A 20,025-nucleotide genomic window follows, 5' to 3' on the forward strand; every position below is an offset into this window, starting at 1 on the left:
GCCTCCCGCAGCGCTCGCCCCGGCACTTCTCGTAGCGTTCGTGTCCATTGCCTCGTAGAAGAATTAAGTGGAGCTACAGCGCTCGCGTACCGAGACTGCCGACATGACCTCGACTGCCGACATGACTTCCCGGACCCCCGCGCCCTTCGGCCGTGCCCTCTGCGCCATGATCACGCCCTTCACGGCCGCGGGCACCCTCGACCTCGACGGCGCGCAGCGCCTGGCCGACCACCTCGTCTCCGCGGGCTGCGACGGACTCGTCCTGTCCGGAACCACCGGTGAGTCCCCGACCACCTCCGACGACGAGAAGGCGGCGCTGGTGCGGGCCGTGGCGGAGGCGGTCGCCGGCCGTGCGTCCGTCGTCGCGGGCGTCGGCAGCAACGACACGCGGCACACGGCCGAGCTGGCGCTGCAGGCCGAAAAGGCGGGCGCGGACGGCCTGTTGGTCGTCACGCCCTACTACAGCCTGCCGCCGCGCGAGGCCGTCGAGGCGCACTTCAGGACGGTCGCCGACGCCTGCGGGCTGCCCGCCCTGCTCTACGACATCCCCGGCCGCACCGGCACCCGGATCGGGACACAGACGCTCCTGCGCCTGGCCGGCCATCCGCGGATCGTCGGCGTGAAGGACTGCGCCTACGACCTCCTCGGCAGCCAACGGGTCATCTCCGCGACGGAGTTGGCGTACTACGCGGGCTGCGACGAGTTCAATCTGGCGCTGTACGCGGTGGGCGGCGCCGGGTGCGTCAGCACGGTGGCCAACGCGCTGCCGGGACAGGCTCGCGAGGTCTTCGAGGCGTTCGACGCGGGCGACACGCAGGGCGCGCGCCGGCGCCACCTGGCCGCCACCTCACTGATCGAGGCGATGATGGCGTCGGGCCAGCCCGGCACGGTCACGGCGAAGGCACTGCTCGGCGCGCTCGGCCTGCCCGCGGGACCGGTGCGGGCACCGCTGCTGCCCGCCGGCCGCGAGGTGACCGACGGGCTGCTCGCCGCGTACGAAGCGGCGCGGGCGGCGGTGGGGTGATCAGCGCCGGGCGAAAACCGGCGTCCAGCGCTCGCCGGACTTCTCCTTGTCCGAGCGGAAGCCGCTGAGCGGGACGGTCTTCTTGCTCCCGATGGTGACGAGGACGAGCCGCTGCCGGTACTCGCTGGTGCCGGGCTCGATGTCCCAGGCGATGAGCCGTTTGTCGTCGGCCCAGGCGAGCAGCTGCTGTCCGGGGACCGTGGCGACGCGCTTGCCGGTGCGGGAATCGAGGACCGCGGAGGTGGTGGGGGTGGTCCTGCCGCCGCCCGCGAAGCCGCCCGCGGCGAGGTCGCCGCCCGGGGAGAGCCCGCCCTCGTCGAACCAGCGCAGATGCCTCTCCTTCGCGGGAGTGCTCCGCTCGTGGCCCGCGAAGTCGTAGTACTGCTGGTGCGGGGCGCGGGTGAGGCCCGAGTGGACCAGCGAGCCGTCGACGCTGAAGTCGAAGTCCTGGCGGGTGTTGATGTCCGCGATGCCGAACCCGTCGGACTTGGTCTTCACCGCCGTCCAGTCGCCGTGGCCCGAGGCCGCGTCCAGGACGTAGAAGCCGGTCCTGCTCGGATCGGCGGGGCCGGGCCGCTCGTGCTGGCCGTCGCTGACCGGCCTGTCCTTGTCCAGCCGGTCCGGGTCCTTCCCGTACGTCGTCGCGACGAGCTTCCCGCCGTCGGGCGAGAAGGCGACGCCCGCGACCGCGTGGTCCACCGGGATCCAGCGCTCGACCTTGCCGGTGAGCAGGTTCAGCAGGCCGATCCGGCGGGCGGGGAGACCGCGCTCAAGGACGGCGGCGGTCCGCATGCCGGGCGCGACGTCGAGCCACGACCAGCGGGGGGCCTCGCGGTAGGTGCCGGTCTTCTGGTCGAGCAGCCGGTAGGTGCGGGTGACGACCTCGTCGCCGTCGGGCTGCTTGACGCGCTCGCTCGTGCTGAAGGCGGCGAGCGCCGTGCCGCCCGCGGCGATCAGTTCCCTCGGCGGCGTCTGGCCGGGGTGCGCGACGACGTCACCGCTCCTCAGCTCGCTCGCCGGGCGGGTGTCCCGGTCCTCGGATGCGGCGCCGAGGACCGGCACCGCCACCGCGACCACGGCGGCCGTCGTCACGGCGAGCGCGGCACCCCCGATCGCCCGCTTCCTGCGGCGCCGGCGCGCGGCCAGCACGCGGTCGGCGAAGTCGCCCGGCACCGGCGCCCCTTGGCCGGCCTGCTCCCGCAGCGTCTCGCGCACCAGATCTGCCACGTTCACGGTCCTACCTCCATGGGCGAGAAGTCGGCGAGGACGGGGCGGTCGCCCGCGCCGGTCCGCTCGAGCTGCGCCAGTTCGGGCGCCAGGGCCCGCAGCCGGGCCAGGGAGCGGTGCGTCGTGCTGCGGACGGTGCCCACCGAGCAGCCGAGGACGGCGGCCACCTCCGCTTCGGGCAGGTCCTCGAAGTAGCGCAGTACGAGAACGGTCCGCTGGCGCGCGGTGAGTCTGGCGAGCGCCCCGCGCATCACGATCCGCAGCTCCGCCGCGGACGTGCCGTCCCCCGTGGCGGCACGCTCCGGCGGCTCGGCGACGGCCAGTTCGCGCCGGGGCCACTTCAGCCGCCACCGGCCGACCTGCTGGCGGTACAGGATCCGCCGGACGTACGGCTCCGGGTCGTCGATCCGCTGCCAGCGCCCCGCCGCCTTGACGAGCGCGGTCTGCAGCAGATCCTCCGCCGCGTGCCGGTCACCCCCGCTGAGCAGCACGGCCGTCTTCAACAGCGCCGACGATCTCGTCTCCACGAACTCACGGAAACTGTCCTGCTCCTGCGCATCCATCGTCACCTTCGCTCCCTGGTGGGCCTGTTGCCCTCCCCCATGGATGAGGACGGGTCCGGGAGCCCGCTGCTATGCCGGTGTCCGAAAGAAATATGTGGGCCCGCACGGCACCGCGCACGGCGCTCCGCACCGCACCGCGCACGGCGAAGGAGCGGCCGCCCCGAAGGGCGACCGCTCCTTGACGAGGGCGGCGGTGTGCGACCGGCCGGCTCAGCCGGTGGCGGAGTGCCGCGCGGCCGGGAAGCCCGACCCCTTCGTCCAGCGCAGCGTGTCGCTGCCCCTGCTGAAGGTGACCTTCTTGCCGCCGGGCGCGACGACGATCTTCTCCCAGCCGTCGAAGTTCTTCGTGAGGTGCTTGTCCCACTTCGTCAGCGGCCCCACGGCCACCGCGGCGACCGACTCGGTCGGCGGCTCGCCGTCCGCGCAGTACAGGCCGAAGTCGCCGAAGGCCGCGACGGTGCCGTCCTTGGCCTTGAGCGTGATCCCCTGGCAGGCCTCGGTCTTGGTCTTGTACACCACGGCCGACTTGGACCAGCCCTTGGCCCGGGGGCTGTAGTCCTGCACGAACAGCCCCTTGCCCTTCATGTAGTGCATGGCCACGCGGCGCCCGTCGGCGAGCTTGACCTGCGCGTTGAAGGGGCTCGGGCTGCCGGTCCAGGGGATGTCGCTCTTGCGCAGCGGATAGCTGTGGTCACCGGTCGCGGCGCGGCTCACCTGCTGCGCGACCGCCGGGGCGTCGCCCCGGGCGGGCGACTGCCCCTGGGGCTGCCCCACGCTCTGCCCGCACCCGGCCACCATGCCGAACACCGCCACCGCGCCCAGGGCCAGAGCCCGCGCACCCGTTCTGTTCATGTCGTTCCCCCTGTAGAGACCCGTGACAGCGACGCGCTGCGGCAGCGGCTTCGACAGCCACCTGTGGCAGCTCCTGTGACACGGGAGGCCTGCGGTACGGAGTGACCGTACCGCTTGTCGCGTCCCGGGCGGAGCATGCCGTGCTCAGGTGTGGCGGACCGGTGATGGCCGGTCAGCCGCGGCCGGTCGGCCGGGGCTGCTCAGTTGTGGCTGTGCAGGACCTCGTTCAGGCCGCCCCACACCGCGTTGTTCGGGCGGGCCTCGACGGCGCCGGAGACCGAGTTGCGGCGGAAGAGGATGTTCGAGGCGCCGGAGAGCTCGCGGGCCTTGACGATCTGCCCGTCGGGCATGGTCACGCGCGTGCCCGCGGTGACGTACAGACCGGCCTCGACCACGCACTCGTCGCCCAGCGCGATGCCGACGCCCGCCTCGGCGCCGATCAGGCAGCGCTCGCCGATGACGATGCGGACGTTGCCGCCGCCGGACAGCGTGCCCATCGTGGAGGCGCCGCCGCCGATGTCCGAGCCGTCGCCGACGACGACACCGGCGGAGATGCGGCCCTCGACCATGGAGGTGCCGAGCGTGCCCGCGTTGAAGTTCACGAAGCCCTCGTGCATGACTGTGGTGCCCTCGGCCAGGTGCGCGCCGAGGCGGACGCGGTCGGCGTCAGCGATGCGGACGCCCTTCGGCGCGACGTAGTCGGTCATGCGCGGGAACTTGTCCACGGACGTCACGGCGAGGTGCAGGCCCTCGGCGCGGGCGTTGAGCCGCACCTTCTCGACGTCGTCGACGGCGACCGGGCCGAGCGAGGTCCAGGCGACGTTGGCGAGGAAGGCGAACTGGCCGTCGAGGTTCACGCCGTGCGGCTTGACCAGGCGGTGGCTGAGCAGGTGCAGGCGCAGGTAGACGTCGTGGGCGTCCAGCGGCTTGTCGTCCAGGGACCCGATGACCGTACGGACCGCGATGGTCTCCACGCCGCGGCGGGCGTCCGGGCCGATGGCCTTGGCGGCGCCCGCACCGAGCAGTTCCACGGCGCGTTCGGCACTCAGCCGCTCGCTGCCGGCGGGGCCGGGCTCGGCGACGAGCTCGGGGGCGGGGAACCAGGTGTCGAGAACGGTGCCGTCGGCGGTGACGGTGGCGAGGCCTGCGGCGACGGCGCCGGTGGTGCGGGAAGCATTCGTGTCGGTCATGGGTGAAACCTAACCGGAGGTGCGGCGCGCGGGCGAACCGGTCTCAGGGTCCGGGCCACCCGCCTCGACAGGCCCCGGACCGCCCGCACCCACCGGGTCCGGACCGCCCCCGGCAACCGGGTCCGCACCACCCGCGCCCACCGGATCCCGGCCTCCCTCGCCCGCCGGGTCCGCGCCACCCCCGCCGACCGCGTCGGGAGCGCCCTCGGCGACCCGCCCCGCCCGCACCCGGCGCCGCCCCCGCCCCGCCGCGAACACCGCGCACCCCGCCGCCCCCGCGAGCACCGCGCAGACCGGCCACAGCACCCCGGGCGCCGCGGTGTACAGCGCCCCGCCGAGCGGCGCCGACAGCACGACGCCGCTGACCGAGACCCCCGAGTACAGGCTCTGGAACCGCCCCTGCAGCCCCGCGGGCGCGTGGTCGGCGACGTACGCGGTGGCCGGTGTCTTGTAGAGGATCTCGCCTGCGGTGAGCAGCAGCATCATGGCCACGGCGGTGGCGAGCCCGGTACCGACGGCGAGGACGGCGTAGCCCGCGCCGACCAGCAGCAGCCCGGCCCCGATGATCCGCAGCGGCGCGCGGCCGCGCAGGGCGAGGGTGGCGGGGAGTTCGAGGAGCAGGATGACGCCGCCGTTGATCGCGAGGAGGCAGCCGTAGACGCCGGTGCCCAGGCCGTGTTGGCCGAGGTCGACGGGGAGCGTCGAGTACTGCTGGCGGTAGACGAGGTCGGCGACGAGGATCGCGCCGAGGAGGACGAGGACGGTGGGACGCTCGCGCAGCGCGGCGAGGACCCCCGGCCCCGGACCGGCGGCCCCCGCTCCCGTGCGCCCCGCGCCGCGCGCGGGCAGCACCCGCCAGGCGTACGCGGCGAAGGCGAGCGTGCCGAGCCCGTCGACGACGAAGAGCAGGCCGTAGGAGACCTGGGCGATGAGCAGCGCGCCCAGCGGGGGCCCGACGGTGAAGCCCGCGTTCGCCGCGAACCGCGTCACGGCGAAGGCCTGGCGGCGCCCGCCCGCGGGCACGGAGACGGCGACGAGGGCGCCGTTGGCGGCGCGCGTGCAGCCCCCGGCGTACTGTCCGACGGCCGGCAGCACGTAGAGCAGCGCGGCCGGCAGGACGGGCAGCATGAGCACGCTCGCACCGCTGATCAGCGATCCGGCGAGCAGAACGCGCCGGTGGCCGTACTTGTCCCCGAACCAGCCGCCGGTGAAGTTGCCCGCGACCATCCCGGCGCCGCCGATGCCACTGATGAGGCCGGCCTGGGCGACGGAGAGGCCGCGCTCGTCCGTCAGATAGACGAAGAAGTAGACGAAGGTGAAGGAGACGACCATGTGGAAGAACTGGCCGGTGGCGAGCAGCCACACGATCCGCGGTACGTCCCGCAGACGCTGCCCCTGCCGCCCTCCCTGCCCCGGCGTGCCCGCCCCCGCCGACACCTGCTTCCGCCACTGACCCCGGTCCTGCCCCTGCCTCTCGCGCTTCCCGCGCCGCATGCCGCCCCCAGTGAGTTCCTTTCGGGAACGGACTATGTCAGCATGGGGCCCATGCCGCAACGGACCCGCCTGGACGACGACCACTGCGCCATCGCGCAGGCCCTGGACGTCGTCGGCGACTGGTGGACCCTGCTCATCGTGCGCGACACGGCGCGCGGAGTGCACCGCTTCGACGCACTGCAGGCCGAACTGGGCCTGTCCCGCAAGGTGTTGGCCGAGCGGCTGCGTCTCCTGGTGGCCGCCGACGTACTGGCCCGCGTCCCCTACCAGGACCGGCCGGTGCGCCACGAGTACCGCCTGACGCCGCGCGGCCGCGCACTGCTGCCCGTCCTGGTCGCCCTCCAGGACTGGGGCGACACCTGGGTGATGGGAGAGGGAGCGACGATGGCGACCACTGCGGAGACGTCCCTGGAGGCCCAGCGGGTCCACGAGTTGCTCGGCACGCGCGTGCCGGACCTGCGGCTCGTCGGCCACGACGGGGAGAGCCGCGACCCGGTGGCCGAGGGCACGCCGTTCACGGTCCTGTACTGCTTCCCCGGCGCGTTCGCCCGCAAGGACTCCTACCCGCCCGGCTGGGCGGGGATCCCCGGCGCGCGCGGCTGCACCCTGGAGTCCTGCTCCTACCGCGACCAGCTCGCGGAGTTCACCGAGGCGGGCGCGACGGTGCACGGAGTCTCCTCCCAGCGCCCCGACGAACAGCGGGCGTTCGCGGAGAAGGAGCACCTGCGCTTCCCGCTGCTCTCGGACGCCGACCTGGCCCTGACGGCGGCCCTGCGCCTGCCGACGTTCCGCGCGGCGGGCGTGAGCCGGATGAAGCGGCTGACGCTGGTGGTGGACCGCGACCGGGTGGTGCGGGACGTGCAGTACCCGATCACCGACGTCGCGGCGAGCGTGACGGCCGCACTGGGGACGGTACGACGGCTGGCGTCGACCCCCGCGCCCGCGCACGGGGCACCGCAGTCGAGGTGAGCGCCCCGGGCGCCCCCGGCCGCCCGACGGCTCCGGCCGGCCACCCGCACCCCCTCAACCCCCCTCCCCCACCAGCCGGTTGATCACCTCCCGCGCGTACCGCGCGTCGTAGTCGCCGCCCGTGAGCAACACCTGCAGGGAGATTCCGTCCATCAGGGCGACGAGCGCCCGCGCGGTGACCGGATCCGTGCGTCGCTCAAGCACCTCGGCGAGCCCCTCGCACCATTCGGCCGCCACGGGCCGCAGCGCGGGCCTGCGCAGGGCGGCGAGATACAGCTCGTACTCCAGCTCGACCCCCGCCCGCTCCCCGGCGAACCACTCGCCGAGGAGCCGGGCGAGCTCGTCGGCGAGGTCCGCGGCCGGGTCCTCGAACGCACGGCTGGTGGCCATCACCTTCGCGAAGCCCTCGTTGCTCTGCCGCAGCGCGGCGACCATCAGCTCGTCGAGCGTCTTGAAGTGGTACGTCGTGGAGCCGAGCGGCACGTCGGCCTCCGCGGCGACCGAGCGGTGGCTGAGCCCGCCGATGCCCTTCTTCCCGACCACGCGGATCGCGGCGTCGATGATCCGCTGGCGGCGCTCGGGGTCGTAGCGGCGGGGCATCAGTGCGCGCCGCCGAGATTCAGCACGACGACGCCCGCGATCACGAGCGCGATCCCCGCCACCTTGACGAGGTTGGTCGACTCTCCCAGGAACAGCATCCCGATCACGGCGACGGCGGCGGTGCCGACGCCGGCCCAGATGGCATAGGCGGTGCCCACGGAGAGGGTCTTGAGCGTCTGCGCGAGCAGCGTGAAGGCGAGCAGGTAGCCCGCGACGGTGATCAGCGAGGGCCACAGCCTGCTGAACCCCTCGCTGTACTTCATGGCGGTGGTCCCGGCCACCTCCGCCGCGATGGCCGCGGCCAGCAGTGCGTATCCCATGCGTACGAGTGTACATATCCATATGTACGGGCGTACGCAAACACGCGATTCCGTGCGGGGCGGACCGGTTAAGGTGACGCGATCGCTGTGGGGGGCCACAGGACGCACGACGCACACCATGGAGCGCAAGAACAATGTCGGACACATCGGGGTGGAGACCTCCTGGGCCGCAGGGAGCGCAGGGGCCCGAGGGAACGCAGGGGCCCGAGGGAACGCAGAGGTCCGAGGGAGCGCAGTCGGAGCCGCCACCGTGGCCGGGACCCCCCTGGCAGGGACCGCCGCCGTGGCAGACGGCACCGGGATGGCAGGCGACGGGACCGCACCCGTACGACTGGCGGCACCACCCCTGGGGCCCGCCGCCCCCGCCCCCGCCGAAGCCGGGCGTCATCCCCCTGGCACCGCTCGGCGTCGACCGGATACTCGGCGGCGCCTTCGCCACGATGCGGCGCTACGCCAAGCCGCTCTTCGGCACCGCGCTCGCCGCGTACGCCCTGTACGCCGCCCTGCTCGTGGCCGCGATCGGGGTCGCCTACGCCGTCAGCCTGGACCACCTGCACGCCCTGAACGAGCCGGGGGCGGACTTCTCCTGGGCGCACGGCAGGCCGCTCCTGATCGCCTTCGGCGCCGTCTGGGCGACGGCCGCGCTCGGCGCGCTCGCGGTCAACTCGTTCGTGCAGGCCTCGTGCGCGGCGACGCTGCACGAGGCGGTGCTCGGCCGCCCCGCCACCTTCCGCACCGTGGGCCGCAGGGCCTGGTCCCGCACTCCGGCGGTGACGGGCGTGACACTGCTCCTCGCGCTCATCCTCTGCCTGCCGCTCGGCGTGTTCGGCCTGCTCTTCGTCTCCCTGTTCCTGATGATCCTGACGCAGTGGGTGATCCCGTTCGGCCTGGTCTTCCTGGCGCTGTTCCTGGTGACCCCGCTGGCCGCCTGGCTCTACGTCCTCTTCTCCTTCGCCCCCGCGGCCGCCGTCCTGGAGTCGGCGGGCCCGCTCACCGCGCTGCGCCGTTCCGCGCGCCTGGTGCGGGGCGCCTGGTGGCGCACGTTCGGCATCTCCCTGCTCGCCGGCGCGATCGTGATGGTCGTGTACCTCGCCTACCAACTGCCCATGCAGTTCGCCGCGCCGGAACCCCCCGCGGTCACCCCCGACACCCCGGCCTCCGAGGTCTGGCGGGACCAACTGCGCTCCCCCTCCGGCCTGTACGCGGTGACCGCCCTGCTCGGCACGCTCCTCACCCAACTGGCGGCCGCGGTCTTCCTGCCCCTGGTGACGGCGTTCCTCTACATCGACCGCCGCATCCGCACGGAGGGCCTGGCCCACACCCTGACTCAGGCCGCCGCGGCGGACGCGGCCGAGACGGACCGCCGCGACGGACCCGGCGCGTCGGTGACCACCCGGCCTTGACCACGGACGCGCCGCGTCCGCCGTGGCCCGCCCCCGCATGCGAAAGGCCCCCCGCACCATCGGTGCGGGGGGCCTTCCCCTGGCTCGCGCCTCGGATACCGGGCTCGCGCCTCAGCTACCCGACGGGTGCCTCAGACGTTGAACCCCAGCGCACGAAGCTGCTCGCGCCCATCGTCCGTGATCTTGTCCGGGCCCCACGGGGGCATCCAGACCCAGTTGATCCGCAGCTCGTTGACGATGCCGTCCGTCGCGGACTTCGCCTGGTCCTCGATGACGTCGGTCAGCGGGCAGGCCGCGGACGTCAGCGTCATGTCGATCGTGGCGATGTTGGCGTCGTCGACGTGGATGCCGTAGATCAGGCCGAGGTTGACGACGTCGATGCCCAGCTCGGGGTCGACGACGTCGTACAGCGCCTCGCGCACCTCTTCCTCGGAAGCCGGCTTCGTGGTCAGGGTCTCGTTGTCGCTCATGCGGTCTTCCTCTCAGCGACGTCGGCGGCATCGGTGCCGAGCGCCTGGGCCGTCGCGTCCTTCCACGCCATCCAGCTCAGCAGAGCACACTTCACCCGCGCCGGGTACTTGGAGACACCGGCGAACGCGACCGCGTCCTCCAGGACCTCCTCCATCGCGTCGTCCGGCTCCAGCTTGCCCTTGGACTGCATCAGTTCCAGGAACACTTCCTGGATCTTCTGCGCCTCGGCGAGCTCCTTGCCGACCAGCAGGTCGTTCAGGACGGACGCGCTGGCCTGGCTGATGGAGCAGCCCTGGCCCTCGTACGACACGTCGGCGATCGTCGACCCGTCGTACTTGACGCGCAGCGTGATCTCGTCGCCGCACGTCGGGTTGACGTGGTGCACCTCGGCGTCGCCATCGCGCAGACCACGCCCGTGCGGGTGCTTGTAGTGGTCCAGGATGACTTCCTGGTACATCGAATCCAGCTTCACGTTCCCAGCCAGCCCCTCAGCCGAAGAAGTTCCGTACGTGCTCCAGGCCGTCGACGAGGGCGTCGATCTCGCCGGGCGTGGAGTACAGATAGAACGACGCTCGCGTGGTCGCAGGAATTCCGTAGCGCAGGCAGACGGGTCGCGCGCAGTGGTGGCCGACCCGGACCGCGATGCCCTGCTCGTCGAGGACCTGGCCCACGTCGTGCGGGTGGATGTCGCCGAGCGTGAAGGAGATCGCGGCGCCGCGGTCCTCCGCCGTCGACGGACCGATGATCTTCAGGTCCGGGACCTCGAGGAGGCGCTTGACGGCGTACTCGGTGATCGCCCGCTCGTGCGCGGCGATCTTGTCCATGCCGATCGCCGACAGGTAGTCCACGGCCGCGCCCAGGCCCACGGCCTGGGAGACCGGGGGCGTGCCCGCCTCGAACTTGTGCGGCGCGGGAGCGTACGTCGACGAGTGCATCGACACGGTCTCGATCATCTCGCCGCCGCCGAGGAAGGGCGGCAGGTCCTCCAGGAGCTCCTGGCGGCCCCAGAGCACGCCGATGCCCGTCGGGCCGAGCATCTTGTGGCCGGTGAAGGCCACGAAGTCGGCCTGCAGCGCCTGCACGTCCAGCGGCATGTGCGGGGCGGCCTGCGAGGCGTCGATCAGGACGAGCGCGCCGACCTCCTGGGCGCGGCGGACGATCGCCTCGACCGGGTTGTGGGTGCCCAGGATGTTCGACACGAGTACGAAGGAGACGATCTTCGTCTTCTCCGTGATGACCTCGTCGATGTTCGACAGGTCCAGGCGGCCGTCGTCGGTGAGGCCGAACCACTTCAGCTTCGCGCCGGTGCGCTGCGAGAGCAGCTGCCACGGGACGATGTTGGAGTGGTGCTCCATCTCCGTGATGACGATCTCGGTCTCGTGGTCCACGCGGTAGGGCTCGTCGGCCCAGCCCAGCATGTTGGCCACGAGGTTGAGCGACTCGGAGGCGTTCTTGGTGAAGATCACCTCGTCGCGGCTCGGCGCGTTGATGAACTCCGCGACCTTGTCACGGGCGCCCTCGTACAGCGCCGTGGCCTCCTCGGCTAGGACGTGCACGCCGCGGTGAACGTTGGCGTTGTGCTGCTCGTAGTACTCGTTCAGCACGTCGAGGACCTGGCGCGGCGTCTGGGAGGTCGCCGCGTTGTCCAGGTACACGAGCTTCTTGCCGTCGTGGATCGTGCGATCCAGGATCGGGAAGTCCTTGCGGATCGCCTCGGTGTCGAGGAGGCCGGAAAGCCCCTGGTGGGCCACTGTCACGCGGATGCGCCACCCTTCGTGTAGGCCTCGTAGCCCTCGGCCTCGAGCTTGTCGGCGAGCTCGGCGCCGCCGGACTCGGCGATGCGGCCGTTCGCGAAGACGTGCACGAAGTCGGGCTTGATGTAGCGCAGGATGCGCGTGTAGTGCGTGATCAGCAGGGTGCCGACCTCGCCGGTCTCGCGGACGCGGTTGACGCCGTCCGAGACCTGGCGCAGCGCGTCGACGTCCAGGCCGGAGTCCGTCTCGTCGAGGATCGCGATCTTCGGCTTGAGGAGCTCCATCTGCAGGATCTCGTGGCGCTTCTTCTCACCGCCGGAGAAGCCCTCGTTGACGTTGCGCTCGGCGAAGGCCGGGTCCATCTGGAGCTGCTCCATCGCGGACTTGACCTCCTTCACCCAGGTGCGCAGCTTGGGGGCCTCGCCGCGGATCGCCGTCGCCGACGTGCGCAGGAAGTTGGAGACCGAGACGCCGGGAACCTCGACCGGGTACTGCATGGCGAGGAACATGCCGGCGCGGGCGCGCTCGTCGACGGACATCTCCAGGACGTCCTCGCCGTCGAGGGTGACGGTGCCCTGCGTGATCGTGTACTTGGGGTGACCCGCGATGGAGTAGGCGAGCGTCGACTTGCCGGAGCCGTTCGGGCCCATGATGGCGTGGGTCTCGCCCTGCTTCACGGTCAGGTCGACGCCCTTGAGGATCTCCTTGGTGGAGTTGTCGGCCTCGACGGTGACGTGCAGGTCCTTGATTTCAAGCGTTGCCATGGGTGCCTCAGGACTCCTGGGAAGGGGAGGCGTGTACGTCAACGAGTACATCGCCCCCTTCGATCTTTACGGGGTATACGGGGACGGGGCGCGTCGCGGGGAGGCCGGACGGCTTGCCGGTGCGCAGGTCGAAGGCGGAGCCGTGCAGCCAGCACTCGATCTGGCAGTCCTCCACCTCGCCCTCGGAGAGCGAGACATTGGCGTGCGAGCAGATGTCATTGATCGCGAACACCTCGCCCTCGGTGCTGACGACGGAGACCGGCGTGCCGTCGAGTTCCACCCGCTTGGGGGTGTCCTTCTCCAGCTCGTCCAGTCCGCAGACGCGTACGAACGTCATGCGACCGTCGCCTCCAGCTCCTCTTCGATCTTCGCGATGAGGCGCTCTTCGACGTCGGGCAGGCCGATCTGCTGGACGAGCTCGGCGAAGAAGCCGCGGACGACCAGGCGCCGGGCCTCCTCCTCGGAGATGCCGCGCGACTGCAGGTAGAAGAGCTGCTCGTCGTCGAAGCGGCCGGTCGCCGAGGCGTGGCCCGCGCCGACGATCTCGCCGGTCTCGATCTCGAGGTTGGGCACCGAGTCGACCCGGGCGCCGTCGGTCAGCACGAGGTTGCGGTTCATCTCGTACGTGTCCGTGCCCTCGGCGGCGGCCTCGATCAGGACGTCGCCGATCCACACCGCGTGGGCGTCGTCGCCCTGGAGCGCGCCCTTGTAGACGACGTTCGACTTGCAGTGCGGGGTGTTGTGGTCGACCAGGAGGCGGTGCTCCTGGTGCTGGCCCGCGTCGGTGATGTACAGGCCGAAGAGCTCGGCCTCGCCGCCGGTGCCCGCGTAGTTGACGCGCGGGTGGAGGCGGACCAGGTCGCCGCCGAAGGTGACGACCACGGACTTGAAGGAGGCGTCGCGGCCGATCAGCGCGTTGTGCTGGGCGACGTGCACCGCCTTGTCGTCCCAGTCCTGGACGGAGACGACGGTGAGCTTGGCGCCGTCGCCGACGATGAAGTCGACGTTGGCGGCGAGCACGGCGTCACCGGTGTGGTCGATGACGACCAGGGCCTCGGCGAACGCGCCCAGCTCGATGACCTGGTGCGCGAAGGCGGTGCCTCCCTCGCCGTGCACGGCGATCCGGATCGGCTCGGTGAGGACCGTCTCCTTGGGGACGGACACGACCGAGGCCTTCTCGAAGGACGAGTACGCCTGGGCGGCGATGCGGTCGACGGGCTTGCCCGCCTTTCCGATGCGCGCGTCCTCGCGGCCGACGGTCTCCTGGACGACGCCCTCGGGGGCGGTGACCTCGACACGGATGCCGTCGCCTGCCACCGCGGTGCCGTCGTGCAGCCCGCGCAGGCGCTCCAGCGGCGTGAACCGCCACTCCTCCTCGCGGCCGTGCGGCACGGGGAAGCTGTCCACGTCGTAGGACGGGGGCGCGCTCATGCGGGTGGCGACGGTGGACTCGGCGGCCACCGCGATGGATCCGGCGGTCGTCGACCCGCCCGGGATGTTCTGAGCCTCAGCCATGGCTGTCGTCGTGCTCTCTCTCTGCGTAAAAAGTCAGTAGCTGCGAGGGTGCCCGGCCGGACTCGGCCGGCCGGGACCGGCCGGTGTCAGCCGACCGAACCCTCCATCTGCAGCTCGATCAGCCGGTTCAGCTCCAGGGCGTACTCCATGGGCAGCTCCTTGGCGATCGGCTCGACGAAGCCGCGCACGATCATGGCCATGGCCTCGAACTCGGTCATGCCGCGGCTCATCAGGTAGAAGAGCTGGTCGTCGGAGACCTTGGAGACGGTGGCCTCGTGGCCCATGGAGACGTCGTCCTCGCGGACGTCGACGTAGGGGTAGGTGTCCGAGCGCGAGATCGTGTCGACGAGCAGCGCGTCGCAGAGCACGTTCGACTTCGATCCGGCGGCGCCCTCACCGATCTCGACGAGACCGCGGTACGACGTACGACCGCCGCCGCGCGCCACCGACTTGGAGACGATGTTGGAGGACGTGTTCGGCGCCATGTGGACCATCTTGGAGCCGGCGTCCTGGTGCTGGCCCTCGCCCGCGAAGGCGATGGACAGCGTCTCGCCCTTGGCGTGCTCGCCCATGAGGTAGACGGCCGGGTACTTCATGGTGACCTTGGAACCGATGTTGCCGTCGATCCACTCCATGGTCGCGCCCTCGTACGCCACGGCGCGCTTGGTGACCAGGTTGTAGACGTTGTTCGACCAGTTCTGGATCGTCGTGTAGCGGCAGCGGCCGCCCTTCTTCACGATGATCTCGACGACGGCGGAGTGCAGCGAGTCCGACTTGTAGATCGGCGCCGTGCAGCCCTCGACGTAGTGGACGTAGGCGTCCTCGTCGACGATGATCAGCGTCCGCTCGAACTGGCCCATGTTCTCCGTGTTGATGCGGAAGTAGGCCTGGAGCGGGATCTCGACATGCACGCCCTTGGGGACGTAGATGAACGAGCCGCCGGACCACACGGCGCTGTTCAGCGAGGCGAACTTGTTGTCACCGACGGGGATGACGGTCCCGAAGTACTCCTTGAAGAGCTCCGGGTGCTCCTTCAGCGCCGTGTCGGTGTCCAGGAAGATGACGCCCTGCTCCTCCAGGTCCTCGCGGATCTGGTGGTAGACGACCTCGGACTCGTACTGGGCCGCGACACCGGCGACGAGGCGCTGCTTCTCCGCCTCGGGGATGCCGAGCTTGTCGTACGTGTTCTTGATGTCCTCGGGCAGGTCCTCCCAGGACTCCGCCTGCTTCTCCGTGGAACGCACGAAGTACTTGATGTTGTCGAAGTCGATGCCGGAGAGGTCCGAGCCCCAGTTCGGCATGGGCTTCTTGTCGAAGAGGCGCAGGCCCTTGAGGCGCAGCTTGGTCATCCACTCGGGCTCGGACTTCTTGGCCGAGATGTCGCGGACGACGTCCTCGTTGATGCCGCGCTTGGCAGAGGCACCCGCCGCGTCGGAGTCGGCCCAGCCGTATTCGTACGTACCCAGACCCTCGAGTTCGGGGTGGGCAGTCTCCGTGGGGAGAGTCATGCGGGGTTCCTCCCGGCCGTGCTTGCAGATGCGTTATCGGTGGTCTGTGAGGTGTTGCTGGGGATGAAGGTCGTGCAGACGCCGTCGCCGTGGGCGATGGTGGCGAGCCGCTGGACGTGTGTTCCCAGCAGGGCGGAGAAGATCTCCGTCTCCGCCTCACAAAGTTGTGGGAACTGCTCGGCGACGTGTGCGACCGGGCAGTGGTGCTGGCACAGCTGCTCACCGACGGGGGCGCTGCGCGCCGTAGCAGCGTACCCGTCCACGGTCAACGCCTTCGCCAGAGCCTCGGTGCGCCGTTCGGGGGGCGCGGCGTCCATCGTCTTCTTGTACGTCTCGGCCTGGGCGGCGATGCGTGCCCGGGCGAACGCGACGACCGCGTCCTCGCCGTGGTGCTCGGTGATCCACCGGAGCGCGTCCGCGGCCAGCTTGTCGTAGGACTGGTCGAAGGCGTCGCGCCCGCAGTCGGTCAGGGCGAACACCTTGGCGGGGCGGCCCCGGGTCCTGGCCCCGTAGACGCGCTGTTCACGGGGTTCCACGACGTTCTCGTGGGCGAGGGCGTCGAGGTGCCTGCGGACGGCCGCCTGGGTGAGGCCGAGGCGCTTCGCGAGGTCGGCGACGGTGGAGGGGCCGTGGTCCAGGATGGACCGCGCGACCCGGTTGCGCGTTGATCGCTCCCCGGTCGCGAGTTCCTCCTGCGGAGCCTCGCCAACGTTTTTCACAACGCCATTGTTGCGTAATTCCTCTGACCCTGACAACCCGCGCAGAAATCACCCCCTGGTGCGCTGCATCACTTAGGCATACCTAAGCTGACCTGCGGAAACGATCACCGATCGATCAAATCGGTGGCGCCCGCGCGGCCCGTCCGGGAGACTCCTGAACCATGCCGACACCCCCTCCCACCGGCCCTTTGTGCACGCGCGAGTCACTCGCGTCCGAGCTTTTGAAGCTCGGGGTGCACCCCGGCGAGACCCTTCTGGTGCACTCCTCCCTCAGCGCCCTCGGCTGGGTCTGCGGCGGCCAGGTCGCCCTCGTCCAGGCGCTCCTCGACGCGCTCGGCCCGGACGGCACGCTGGTGGTCCCCGCGCACACCGGCGACAACTCCGAGCCCTCGGTGTGGCAGAACCCGCCCGTGCCGGAGAGCTGGTGGGAGCCGCTGCGCGCCTCGATCCCCGCGTACGACCCGCTGACCTCGCCCACCTTCGGCGTCGGCATCGTCCCGGAGGCGGTGCGCAGCTGGCCCGGCGCCCTGCGCAGCGCCCACCCGCAGACCTCGTTCGCCGCCGTCGGCCCCGCCGCCGCGACGATCACCGCGGGGCACGCCCGCGACTGCCGGCTCGGCGAGCGCAGCCCCCTGGCGCGTCTGGAGGAGGCGGGCGCGCGTGTCCTGCTCCTCGGCGCGGGCTACGACGCCTGCACCGCATTCCACCTGGCCGAATACCGCATCCCCGCCACCCGCGAGGTCGAGAACTCCTTCGCGGCGATGACGTCCCGGGGCCGCCGCTGGGTGACCGTGCGCGAGCCGTCGATCAGCGAGCACGACTTCGAGGAGCTGGGCGCGGCCTTCGAGCGGGACAAGGACACCGAGGTCGTACGGGGTCTCGTGGGCGCGGCCGCGTCGCGTCTCTTCTCCGTGGCGGACGCCGTCGCGTACGCCGAGGGGTGGCTGGCGGAGCACCGGCCGCGCCCCACGGCGTAGACCGGGAGCCGTCAGAACCGCGAGATCCGTCAGAGGTCTTCCTCGCGCTCCGGCCGCCCCATGAACCAGTAGGAACCGGCCACGAGCAGCCCGCCCCCGACGATGTTCCCCGGCACGGTGAACAGCAGGTTCCGGCCCAGGTCGGCGAAGCCCGCGCTGCCGTCGAGGATCGCGAGGGCGAACAGCGCCATGTTCGCCACGCAGTGCTCGAAGCCGACCGCGACGAAGACCAGGACCGGGATCCACAGCACGAAGATCTTCGCCCCGTCCCCCTTGGCCCGGTAGAACATCCAGATCGCCAGGCAGACCAGGAAGTTGCAGAGCACCCCCCGCCAGAAGAGCTGGCCGCCGGCCAGTGCCTCCTTGCCCTGCACCATGTCGGCGAGCATCGCCCGCGCGGACGGCGTCGACGTCACGCCCGAGGCGTGCACCATCGCGCCGAAGAGGAAGGCGCCGACGAGGTTCCCGGCCAGCGAGAGCCCCCAGCTGCCCAGCAGGTCCCGCGCGCCCGTCCGCCCCGTCAGCGCCCCGATCAGCATCACCATCACATTGCTGGTGAACAGCTGTGCCCCGGCGAACATCACGATGGTCAGCGCGATCGGGAAGACCGCTCCCTCCAGGAGCTTCACCGCCGGCGAGCCGGCCGCCACGAACGGCGACACCGCCACCAGGAGCAGCACCTCGCCCACCCCGATGTAGGTGCCCGCGAGCACCGCCGAGACGAAGTAGCGCGGGGTGCGCCGCAGGTCGTGCGCCTTGTGGGCCGCCTGCTCGGATGTCTCCTCGACGTTCTCCGCGATGCTGGTCACACAGCGACGCTAGGCCCCGCTTTCACCCCGTACGGCCGGAAAAGGTCCCCAGGAAGAGGACCGCCGCCCCGCCCGCCCGGGACCTCGGACCCGTCCCTAGACTGGCTCACCATGCGAAACGAGCCCGTCGTCCAGATCCAGAATCTGGTCAAGCGGTACGGAACCAAGACCGCGGTCGACGGTCTCGACCTGACGGCCGGGGCGGGCATCACCGCCGTCCTCGGCCCCAACGGCGCCGGCAAGACCACCACGATCGAGACCTGCGAGGGCTACCGGCGGCCGGACTCCGGCACCGTCCGCGTCCTCGGCCTCGACCCGGTCCGCGAGTCCGACGCGCTGCGGCCGCGCATCGGTGTGATGCTCCAGTCCGGCGGCGTCTACTCCGGCGCCCGCGCCGACGAGATGCTCCGTCACGTCGCCAAGCTGCACGCGCGCCCGCTGGACGTGAACGCCCTCATCGAGCGCCTCGGGCTCGGCAGCTGCGGCCGCACCACCTACCGGCGCCTGTCCGGCGGCCAGCAGCAGCGCCTCGCGCTCGCCATGGCCGTGGTCGGCAGGCCCGACCTCGTCTTCCTCGACGAGCCGACCGCGGGCCTGGACCCGCAGGCGCGCCGGGCCACCTGGGACCTCGTACGCGATCTGCGCCGCGACGGCGTCGGCGTCATCCTCACCACGCACCACATGGACGAGGCCGAGGAGCTCGCCGACGACGTCGCGATCATCGACGCGGGCCGGGTCATCGCCCAGGGCAGCCCCGACGCCCTGTGCCGCGGCGGCGCCGAGAACACCCTGCGCTTCACCGGCCGCCCCGGCCTCGACATCGGCTCGCTCCTCAAGGCGCTGCCGCCGGACTCGGCGGCCGCCGAACTGACCCCGGGCTCCTACCGCGTGAGCGGCACGGTCGACCCGCAGCTGCTCGCCACCGTCACGTCCTGGTGCGCCCAGCACGGGGTGATGCCGGAGAAGATCTCGGTCGAACGCCACACACTGGAAGACGTCTTCCTGGAGCTCACAGGCAAGGAGCTGCGCGGATGAGCGCCGCCGGTACGTACACGCCGGAGCCGGGCGCCGCCCCGCTCCCCCGCATGATCGCCGCGCAGGCGGCCCTCGAGACGAAGATGCTGCTGCGCAACGGCGAGCAACTGCTGCTCACCGTCATCATCCCGGCCCTGCTGCTCGTGCTGTTCAGCGCCGTCGACATCGTCGACACGGGCGAGGGCGAGGCCGTCGACTTCCTCGCGCCGGGCATCCTCGCGCTCGCCGTGCTGTCGACGGCCTTCACCGGCCAGGCCATCGCGACGGGCTTCGAGCGCCGCTACGGCGTGCTCAAACGGCTCGGCGCCTCGCCGCTGCCCCGCTGGGGCCTGATGACGGCGAAGACGCTCTCGGTCCTGGTCACCGAGGTGCTGCAGGTCGTGCTGCTCACGGCGATCGCGTTCGCCCTCGGCTGGTCGCCGCACGGCAACCCCCTCTCGGTGCTGCTGCTCCTGGTGCTCGGCACGGCGGCCTTCTCCGGGCTCGGGCTGCTGATGGCGGGCACGCTCAGGGCCGAGGCGACGCTCGCCGCGGCCAACCTGGTCTTCCTGCTGCTCCTGATGGGCGGCGGCGTGATCGTCCCCCTGGACAAGTTCCCCGACGCGGCGCAGACGGTCCTCGGCCTGCTGCCCGTCTCGGCCCTCTCGGACGGCCTGCGCGACGTCCTGCAGCACGGCGCGGGCATCCCGTGGGGCGACCTCGGGATCCTCGCGGTGTGGGCGGTGCTCGGGCTCGGCGCGGCGGCGAAGTTCTTCCGGTGGGAGTGAGCCGGACTCGCGGGAGGGAGCGGGACGACCGCTCCCACCGGCCGCTCTGGGGTAACTCGTCCCC

General features: G+C 71.4%; 22 protein-coding genes. 6 read left to right on the top strand and 16 right to left on the bottom strand.

Annotated features, from left to right (window positions below):
• Nucleotides 1-121 precede the first annotated feature (121 nt).
• Complete coding sequence (gene dapA / locus ACZ592_RS30840; protein ID WP_471584960.1) at nt 122-1,024, top strand: 4-hydroxy-tetrahydrodipicolinate synthase; 903 nt, start codon at nt 122-124, stop codon at nt 1,022-1,024.
• On the opposite strand, the gene ACZ592_RS30845 is transcribed toward dapA, so the two are convergent.
• The 5 genes from ACZ592_RS30845 to ACZ592_RS30865 all read right to left on the bottom strand — a co-directional run bounded on the left by ACZ592_RS30845 (nt 1,025) and on the right by ACZ592_RS30865 (nt 6,188).
• Nucleotides 1,025-2,257, bottom strand: coding sequence for a WD40 repeat domain-containing protein (locus ACZ592_RS30845; protein ID WP_471584961.1), 1,233 nt, complete (start codon nt 2,255-2,257; stop codon nt 1,025-1,027).
• Nucleotides 2,254-2,814 carry a SigE family RNA polymerase sigma factor gene (locus ACZ592_RS30850; protein ID WP_471585104.1) on the bottom strand — a complete coding sequence of 187 codons (561 nt, stop codon included), beginning with the start codon at nt 2,812-2,814 and terminating at the stop codon, nt 2,254-2,256. Before ACZ592_RS30850 ends, ACZ592_RS30845 begins: the two co-directional genes overlap by 4 nt.
• Nucleotides 2,815-3,024: 210 nt before the next feature.
• The gene (locus tag ACZ592_RS30855; RefSeq protein WP_471584962.1) at nt 3,025-3,666 is read right to left on the bottom strand and encodes a hypothetical protein; all 642 of its coding nucleotides are present in this window, start codon (nt 3,664-3,666) and stop codon (nt 3,025-3,027) included.
• Nucleotides 3,667-3,866: 200 nt separating this feature from the next.
• The gene (dapD, locus tag ACZ592_RS30860) at nt 3,867-4,856 is read right to left on the bottom strand and encodes a 2,3,4,5-tetrahydropyridine-2,6-dicarboxylate N-succinyltransferase (RefSeq protein WP_471584963.1); all 990 of its coding nucleotides are present in this window, start codon (nt 4,854-4,856) and stop codon (nt 3,867-3,869) included.
• A 9-nt stretch (nt 4,857-4,865) separates the two neighbouring features.
• Entirely contained in the window at nt 4,866-6,188 is a 1,323-nt protein-coding gene (locus ACZ592_RS30865) for an MFS transporter (RefSeq protein ID WP_471585105.1), read from the bottom strand.
• A gap of 213 nt (nt 6,189-6,401) precedes the next feature.
• On the opposite strand from ACZ592_RS30865, the gene ACZ592_RS30870 reads away from it, so the two are divergent.
• The gene (locus ACZ592_RS30870) at nt 6,402-7,319 is read left to right on the top strand and encodes a winged helix-turn-helix transcriptional regulator (protein ID WP_471584964.1); all 918 of its coding nucleotides are present in this window, start codon (nt 6,402-6,404) and stop codon (nt 7,317-7,319) included.
• A gap of 54 nt (nt 7,320-7,373) precedes the next feature.
• Here ACZ592_RS30870 and ACZ592_RS30875 read toward each other — a convergent pair whose 3' ends face one another.
• Both ACZ592_RS30875 and ACZ592_RS30880 read right to left on the bottom strand, forming a co-directional pair.
• A complete protein-coding gene (locus tag ACZ592_RS30875; RefSeq protein WP_471584965.1) occupies nt 7,374-7,919 on the bottom strand; it encodes a TetR/AcrR family transcriptional regulator in 546 nt (181 codons plus the stop codon).
• Nucleotides 7,919-8,239, bottom strand: coding sequence for a DMT family transporter (locus tag ACZ592_RS30880; protein ID WP_471584966.1), 321 nt, complete (start codon nt 8,237-8,239; stop codon nt 7,919-7,921). The genes ACZ592_RS30875 and ACZ592_RS30880 overlap by 1 nt, the downstream gene beginning before the upstream one ends.
• A 134-nt stretch (nt 8,240-8,373) precedes the next feature.
• Here ACZ592_RS30880 and ACZ592_RS30885 point away from each other — a divergent pair, with 134 nt between their 5' ends.
• On the top strand, nt 8,374-9,642 hold the full coding sequence (locus tag ACZ592_RS30885) for a DUF7847 domain-containing protein (RefSeq protein ID WP_471584967.1): 1,269 nt from the start codon (nt 8,374-8,376) through the stop codon (nt 9,640-9,642).
• Nucleotides 9,643-9,773: 131 nt separating this feature from the next.
• Here the strand turns inward: ACZ592_RS30885 and ACZ592_RS30890 are convergent, their stop codons facing one another.
• From ACZ592_RS30890 to ACZ592_RS30925, 8 genes are all read right to left on the bottom strand, one after another.
• On the bottom strand, nt 9,774-10,112 hold the full coding sequence (locus tag ACZ592_RS30890) for a metal-sulfur cluster assembly factor (RefSeq protein ID WP_471584968.1): 339 nt from the start codon (nt 10,110-10,112) through the stop codon (nt 9,774-9,776).
• Nucleotides 10,109-10,585 (bottom strand): Fe-S cluster assembly sulfur transfer protein SufU, encoded by a 477-nt coding sequence (gene sufU / locus ACZ592_RS30895; RefSeq protein WP_471584969.1) that lies wholly within the window; start codon nt 10,583-10,585, stop codon nt 10,109-10,111. Before sufU ends, ACZ592_RS30890 begins: the two co-directional genes overlap by 4 nt.
• Nucleotides 10,586-10,601: 16 nt before the next feature.
• Nucleotides 10,602-11,870 carry a cysteine desulfurase gene (locus tag ACZ592_RS30900; protein ID WP_471584970.1) on the bottom strand — a complete coding sequence of 423 codons (1,269 nt, stop codon included), beginning with the start codon at nt 11,868-11,870 and terminating at the stop codon, nt 10,602-10,604.
• Nucleotides 11,867-12,631 carry a Fe-S cluster assembly ATPase SufC gene (sufC, locus tag ACZ592_RS30905; protein ID WP_030784213.1) on the bottom strand — a complete coding sequence of 255 codons (765 nt, stop codon included), beginning with the start codon at nt 12,629-12,631 and terminating at the stop codon, nt 11,867-11,869. Before sufC ends, ACZ592_RS30900 begins: the two co-directional genes overlap by 4 nt.
• A 7-nt stretch (nt 12,632-12,638) precedes the next feature.
• A complete protein-coding gene (locus tag ACZ592_RS30910; protein WP_471584971.1) occupies nt 12,639-12,968 on the bottom strand; it encodes a bifunctional 3-phenylpropionate/cinnamic acid dioxygenase ferredoxin subunit in 330 nt (109 codons plus the stop codon).
• Complete coding sequence (gene sufD / locus ACZ592_RS30915) at nt 12,965-14,146, bottom strand: Fe-S cluster assembly protein SufD (protein WP_471584972.1); 1,182 nt, start codon at nt 14,144-14,146, stop codon at nt 12,965-12,967. Before sufD ends, ACZ592_RS30910 begins: the two co-directional genes overlap by 4 nt.
• A gap of 86 nt (nt 14,147-14,232) precedes the next feature.
• The gene (gene sufB, locus ACZ592_RS30920; RefSeq protein ID WP_363277363.1) at nt 14,233-15,654 is read right to left on the bottom strand and encodes a Fe-S cluster assembly protein SufB; all 1,422 of its coding nucleotides are present in this window, start codon (nt 15,652-15,654) and stop codon (nt 14,233-14,235) included.
• Nucleotides 15,651-16,373 carry a helix-turn-helix transcriptional regulator gene (locus ACZ592_RS30925; RefSeq protein WP_471584973.1) on the bottom strand — a complete coding sequence of 241 codons (723 nt, stop codon included), beginning with the start codon at nt 16,371-16,373 and terminating at the stop codon, nt 15,651-15,653. Before ACZ592_RS30925 ends, sufB begins: the two co-directional genes overlap by 4 nt.
• A 161-nt stretch (nt 16,374-16,534) precedes the next feature.
• Between ACZ592_RS30925 and ACZ592_RS30930 the strand changes: the two genes are divergently transcribed.
• Nucleotides 16,535-17,350, top strand: a complete 816-nt coding sequence (locus ACZ592_RS30930) for an AAC(3) family N-acetyltransferase (protein ID WP_471584974.1) — start codon at nt 16,535-16,537, stop codon at nt 17,348-17,350.
• 29 nt (nt 17,351-17,379) lie between these two features.
• Here the strand turns inward: ACZ592_RS30930 and ACZ592_RS30935 are convergent, their stop codons facing one another.
• A complete protein-coding gene (locus ACZ592_RS30935) occupies nt 17,380-18,159 on the bottom strand; it encodes a formate/nitrite transporter family protein (protein ID WP_471584975.1) in 780 nt (259 codons plus the stop codon).
• Between the two features lie 111 nt (nt 18,160-18,270).
• On the opposite strand from ACZ592_RS30935, the gene ACZ592_RS30940 reads away from it, so the two are divergent.
• Complete coding sequence (locus ACZ592_RS30940; protein ID WP_471584976.1) at nt 18,271-19,194, top strand: ABC transporter ATP-binding protein; 924 nt, start codon at nt 18,271-18,273, stop codon at nt 19,192-19,194.
• Nucleotides 19,191-19,961, top strand: coding sequence for an ABC transporter permease (locus tag ACZ592_RS30945; protein ID WP_471584977.1), 771 nt, complete (start codon nt 19,191-19,193; stop codon nt 19,959-19,961). The genes ACZ592_RS30940 and ACZ592_RS30945 overlap by 4 nt, the downstream gene beginning before the upstream one ends.
• The last annotated feature ends 64 nt before the right edge of the window (nt 19,962-20,025 follow it).

The organism is Streptomyces sp. NPDC040622 (assembly GCF_055593965.1).